This is a genomic window from Sulfuricurvum sp. (genome assembly GCF_022759005.1).
In the GTDB taxonomy this organism is placed as follows: domain Bacteria; phylum Campylobacterota; class Campylobacteria; order Campylobacterales; family Sulfurimonadaceae; genus Sulfuricurvum.
On sequence record NZ_JAEMQA010000062.1, the window covers coordinates 32,627 to 39,157 of the forward strand.

Here is a 6,531-nt window from a genome sequence, read left to right on the forward strand (position 1 = left end):
AAAAGAATACGCTAATGAAACATTAACATCAAACATTTTACCCCCATTGGCATCATTGACAGTGATATTCAGTTGATTTAAACATCTCCCTGCTGCAGTATTTGTCCCCTGCGCTCTCATAAGTGCATACTCGGTTGCACTTTCAGCTAATAATTCTGCTTGACTTCTTAAGTACCCATTTGAGATTGATTTACTCCCAAGAGCGGTATTTGATAACAGTAAAGTCCCGCCTAAAGCGATTAGTACGACTACAAAAATAGCCAAAATCATCGCAAAACCTTTTCGTTTAATAGCGAACATGTACCATCCTTTCGCGGCATATTTGATTCTTTGCAAGATTAGAGTCACTTAAATTTTCATCCAGCCCTTCCATGCAAATTTTTAGTGTATAAATATTACCGATATTTGAATTCATCGTTGTATTCGAACTATCGTACAAAATAGTAAAGTGCGTCACTTTATTTCCTAAAAGATGTGGTGTAGAATCACTGTAACGCTCATTATTCCATGGCTGAAAATTACTATACATACTAAAATTTCCATCCTTGACACGGAATGCATAGGCTGTTCTGAGAACATATGCACGATTTGCATTTCCGTTGACACTCAGCATGCCATCAAGGGTTAGATTATGGTCTCCGTTTACTTTGGTAATTACACGATAAACATCGTTGGTATTTCCATTCGTATCCCAACCGAAGCGACCGCACTCATTTGATCCTTCAGCAATACCTTCACTGCGAAAAATTGCAGCGCGATCCGCAACTACGTCATCTAAATCTCTCATATTATCCAAAGCAGTAAAGTTAGCATCCAATGAGATAAGTGTATTGCCGATACTTGACACATCGCTTGTCCATGTAGGTACTAAACGGTTCAAAGAAGGATTCCAAATGCCTCTCAGCCCATCGGTATCGACTGCAACAAAAGCGATCGTATAGTCTTTGTCCGTATCACTATCAGTAGGAATTCCATAACATCCCGTTGCTTCATTCTCATCCAATCGGATAATGGAAGACGAAATGCCGTTTTCAAAATATTTGGATATTTGCTCTAAAATATGATCGGCTTCAGCTACCCTTTTTGTATATTCTCCGGTTTGATAAATGCCGTTATAATACTGCCGTACCGCTTCCAATGCTAATCCACCGACAATCCCTAATATGACAATGACAAATAAAACTTCAATCATTGTAAATGCTTTGTGGTTTTTCAATACTTTCATTCGGCAGATTTCCCGACATTGGATTTAAAAAACGTTAATGTCATATCGACATTTGGATTATTGTCATTATTAACTCTTACGACAACCCTTTTTAAATGGGTTTGAGTTCCAGATGCATTAGGACTCATATTTGTCGAAGACCCCAACATCCACGTTGCCGACGCTATACCATTCGCATCCGGTGCGACATATGAATCATTTACATAACTAAGACTATAGCGTATAGGAATACTATAGATCTTGCCATCTGTTGCATTGATATCAAGATTATAAGAATTGTTATGCAACTGCTCTATTCCCCGACTCAAATTTAAATCTCCATTTACTGGAGCGACTCCCATCAAAGGAACATTGGATGAGCACGGAATACTCGAATCAGGATTTCGTCGATAAAATGTCCCACTTACGTTTCGATCACATGGAAGATCCGCATCTCCGACAATCTGCAATGGATAAAAGTTTGGCTCGATAGAATTTCTATCCCAACGTGCTTGAGATACTTTTGTAATCTCTCCCATCATCCGCTTCAAAATATCTTCGTCAACGATCATTCCTTTTGAAGCATTATTGGCTATATTTATCATTGAAGGGATTGTAATCACACTTATTGCAATAATGACAATTGCAAAAATGAGCTCAATCATTGCCATTGCAGAACGCATTATATTACCTCGCATTATCGTGTTGATGGTGTATAGTCATAATGTATACCTTTTGTACGTGTTGCTTTGTTGGCTTTATCAGAACGCAATTCTGTATTAGTTGCACTACCAGCACGGCCAATGTCAGGAACTATATTAATATTGAAACATGGATGTCTTCTACAATCAAGATTTGTTGGGTCCACAGGATCAAGATAATCAAGAGCATTAGCACCGTACCACAGCCATGGATCGGTATTGATATGAGCTTTTCCACTGTAAGGGATGTTTGCTGCGCCAATTTTATTAAAAGTATACGTTTCCATCCCTGTGTTAGGGGGATCGATCATATCACTATTAGATTTTAGTGTTAAGGTATTCGGTAAAATAATTGTAACATCAGCATTACCATCATTATTATCATTGTGTAACCCATTTATATACCATAATGGCGTATTTCGACTTGGGGCTAGTGTTCTTCCAGCCAACATTGGTACTTGATAGATTTCATACCATGCATTTGCCGTAAATTCAACATTTCCAAATGCCCGTACATCCATCGGGTTAATACGTCCATATGCATATGTAACGTTAAAATCCATAGCTTTGGCACCTAAAGCTTGATGTGTCGCACTCAAACCTGCTTGCATCGTGCACTCAGCCGGATTTATACATTGCACATCCAACTCTGATAATTGTGCCGTAACAGGAGTCAATGGAATCGTTTCATTGCGATCATAATTAAACCGACTTACAGTATACAAGGAACCTTTTGTACTCTTGGTAAAATTCCCATCACTTATCGATGTTAATTTCATTGTCAGTTTAGATGTATCAATGTCAATCGCTTTATTATCATAAATCAAGTTTTTTACATTTGCGTCTGTTGTATTATAGTCCATAAAACGGACTTGATATTTAGCTTTTTGCGGGTGTGTCAAACTATTATCGCTTTTCATCGACAAATTTAAATCTTTCGCATAGCAATTCTTAACAAAATTTGTATTCGAAAGATTGTTATATCCAACGGCTTTAATACTTCCAGTTGCGCGCAATGACATATTCATACTATCATCTCTACTAATCTTCGACATATAAGCGAATCCTTTTCCTCCTGATGCTATCGCAGTCGGTTGAATACCTGTACCAAATCCTATGGTACTCATATCAAATTTATACGGATGAAACGTCAAAAGATAATCTCGGTATTTCAGACCATTTTCTATATTATCGTGCGTACTACTAATATCACACCCGACCAAATTATCCAATGTTGTACCCACTAAAGACACTACAGATGCCTGCAATGGCACATCGCTACTGTTTAATACACACTCAGCACCTGAGAGAAAATGGCTTCCGGTTTGGTGCGTTTGTTTCGTCGAATCCCAATCGACTGCAGTCCATGTTTTATCGATAATATTGAGACGATATTCACCCACTTGCGAAAGATTCCCATTAGCTGAAACTGTTCCATCAATCAAGTTAAAACTTTGCGCTTTGCTCTGTACATCATTACACCCTGTTTTCGCAGTGGTTGGTTCCCAGACAAGGGTTATATTGTAATCTTGCCCTCCCGTTCCAAAGTAACGGGTATACCCCAACGTAGCACTATTATCAAGATGATTCGTTGCGTTAATATCATAACGATAATCATAACCGCTACTTACATCAACCCGAGATGTGACTGGAGTTGCTACCCCAGTATGTCCCGGAGCAAATACTTGTGCAATAGCATGATTTGTTTGATTCATATCTTTTATTACTACGGTATAACTTTCCGGTCGAATCGCAAAATTATCCCGCGAACAAAGGACTTGTGTACGTGCACCATATAAACACTCCATACACGTTGCAACGTCTTTATAAGTACTGTTATTTCCATTGTCTGAACACGCGACAGATGTCAAATCGGTCATATTTTCATTATTTGGATTTTTAACAAATTGACGGCAATGAGGATAAAGTTGATGAATGTTTGAGAAGTTATCTATCCGAACTCCGTTTTTGACAGTTTGTAAATGAATCAAAGAATCATTTTGATCTACAATTGTGTTAAATGAGACCCTAAATGCAGCATTAGGGGTAGCAACCTTAAAAAAATCGGCTGCATTAGTTAACGCACCATGTCCAGTTATACTATCAGATACCAATCCATTGTTGATAGCATTTTGAATCGTAGCAGCATTAAAACTGACCTGTGAAACGTTATTTTCAAATGTCGTCCAAATACGCGGAGTGACGGCGCTTGATGGTTCTCTACAAGCGGCATCAACATCATGGAACTGTGCGGCATCGATTAATTCTACTGCGACCATAGTGCTCACAGGCTTAGGTGTATCTAAATGTGCCGCATCAAATGATGCAACACGAAAATTTCCAGGACGCTTTGCCACTTGAGTGGTTAAATCATAATATTTTTTTCCCGTCGTATTATTATTATTCGTCTTACTATCATAAAGTCCGGCATCAACAACACTAAAAATACCCCATTCTGGCGTATAGCTAAAATTATCCGAGGAACACATCGGTAACCCATTTCCACCAATCGTCGAACTATAAGGTAATGTTAGACTTGATCCATCGGCTAAAGGAATAACTAAATCATAGGAAAAAGTTCCACTGATAGGAATACTAATACTACCAACTTGTTTTGGCGTTAATGTATAGTACGTGTAGGCATATTCCTTTCCACTGATATTTCCCAATGGAATATTATTAATATTGGTATCACTTACACTAAGCGGCCATCCAGCATCTGTCTTTGATGTAGGAATAAATTCATTAGGATATGTAACTTCGACACTGTTACGTTTATAAACAGCCTGTGAACTATCGATATCTGAAATATTGAGCTTCACATTATTAGCGCTAATATCTGAGTTTTCCTGATTACGAATATACAAACTCACATTTATATCTGCTGTATTAGGTAGAACTCCCGTAATATATGGCATTGCCGTACCATTGTTTTGTTCGGTAAAAGGCAGTCCATTTTGCTGATAACCATAATCATAACAAAAAGAAGGAGTATATAAATCTGTAGAAAATGCTATAACGCCAGGGGTCGATTGATCCCCATTGTTATTACTAAATGTTGCTTCTAATTTCAACGATGTTGAACTTTGATTATTTTTCATATAACTGGATACATTGAATGTATCCAAATCCATACCTGGATAATATTTTATTGTATTATCAATAGGAAGACCGTTAATAGATGCCGACCCGTTAAATGGATTATTTGCTGGATTTAATGCATTAGAAACTGCTTGATAAACATTAGACGCATTAGCATTCTGAATATAAAAGGCATCCCTTGCAATCAATTTTTCACCGCCTGATGCATAAAAAAGCATTTCAGCATTTACAGCACCTGATTTTGGTGTTAAAAAACCATTTATCGGAATTATCACATTGGATGTTTGATACCCGTCTACAGGCAACGGGATCATCGCATCAAATCCATTAAAGACATTAACATTTTTCAATTTTGTCCCGACTGGCATAGTTGAAGCATCATACTTATATACAACAATCAAAGACCAGTTTCCCCAAAATCCAAATTTTATACCATTGTATTCAGCCCCTGGTCCTACATAAAGATATGAATACCAATCTTTACCACTATTGGCATTTATGTTACCGACTGTAAAAGTTTGCGAGGTTCCATTAATCAAATGAGCCTTTACAAGAGACGTTACATCTTTGTATCCTTGATAAAAAGAACGGAATCCTCCTCCGCTTCCAGTCCCACTTCCCCAAAAATCATGGTACCAAACTTTGTCTGCACTAAGATCTTGTGTAATTCCATCAGGAAGACGAAAAGATACATTCCCTCTATTTTGTACTTTAGTAGATGTCGTATAATTAGCTGCATCAGGATCTGCAATATGCCCTTGCCAATATAGTCCTGCCCACTGAATTTGAGCACCAGTGACATTTGTTGGTAATGTTAAGATTGCGGATGCAGAGTTTAACGTCATCCCCCCTTCATTTTTATAGATCAAATTTGAATCATATAAATAACCATTATAATTATTATTACATCCACCTGTACCATTATTTTGACATAAAACTGAATTACCGATAGACGCAAAATCTCCAAATAACTTTAATCCACCGTTTCCAAATACAGGACTAAAAGGATTTTCGTGTAACAGATCATGACCCGTGGCAGGTTTATTAGCACTAAAAGTATATGCTGTATTTTGATTTGAGGCACTTCCAACCAAATAAAGATAATAGGTAACACCAGCTTTCACATCTATTGTTGGTGCTACAGATCCACTATTTCCAATCGCAGCAGTCCATACAGGTGTAGCCGAACAGGTTGAATCACTGTATAACGTTGCCGTCAATTGGCGATTCGATGTAGTATTTTTAATTGATAAATTAATTTGCCCACCAACTGGATTTGTAATCGTATAGTAATCGGCATCATCACTTTGAACATTACCAGAATAAGGACCGTACGTTGAGCCACTTGTCGCATTCCAAGTTCCCATCGATGCAGATGGACTTGGACAAACACCCCATCCCGAAACGGCAAACATCATAACTATTCCAAAAACCGCTATCCATCGTAAAAAAAGTTTATTCATTTTCATCTTATCCTCCTTGGGATTTATACTTCACGCTTAAAAAGGGCTCGGTAGTACTTAT

Annotated in this window: 3 protein-coding genes and 1 pseudogene; all 4 read right to left on the reverse strand. The window is 37.7% G+C overall.

Features of this window, described 5'->3' with window-relative positions; translation table 11 throughout:
- Window positions 1-300 (reverse strand): annotated as a pseudogene (locus JHC35_RS04225) (type II secretion system protein); the annotation flags it as partial.
- Entirely contained in the window at window positions 287-1,225 is a 939-nt protein-coding gene (locus tag JHC35_RS04230) for a prepilin-type N-terminal cleavage/methylation domain-containing protein (RefSeq protein WP_295042314.1), read from the reverse strand. The pseudogene JHC35_RS04225 and the gene JHC35_RS04230, both read right to left, overlap by 14 nt.
- Window positions 1,222-1,887, reverse strand: coding sequence for a hypothetical protein (locus tag JHC35_RS04235; RefSeq protein ID WP_295042316.1), 666 nt, complete (start codon window positions 1,885-1,887; stop codon window positions 1,222-1,224). The genes JHC35_RS04230 and JHC35_RS04235 overlap by 4 nt, the downstream gene beginning before the upstream one ends.
- Before the next feature lie 14 nt (window positions 1,888-1,901).
- On the reverse strand, window positions 1,902-6,476 hold the full coding sequence (locus JHC35_RS04240; RefSeq protein WP_295042318.1) for a hypothetical protein: 4,575 nt from the start codon (window positions 6,474-6,476) through the stop codon (window positions 1,902-1,904).
- Between the last annotated feature and the right edge of the window lie 55 nt (window positions 6,477-6,531).

What these genes read in the sequence shown, in the direction of transcription:
- JHC35_RS04230 (WP_295042314.1), bottom strand. Translation starts at nt 1,225, where the DNA reads ATGAAAGTATTGAAAAACCACAAAGCATTTACAATGATTGAAGTTTTA.
- JHC35_RS04235 (WP_295042316.1), bottom strand. Translation starts at nt 1,887, where the DNA reads ATGCGTTCTGCAATGGCAATGATTGAGCTCATTTTTGCAATTGTCATT.
- JHC35_RS04240 (WP_295042318.1), bottom strand. Translation starts at nt 6,476, where the DNA reads ATGAAAATGAATAAACTTTTTTTACGATGGATAGCGGTTTTTGGAATA.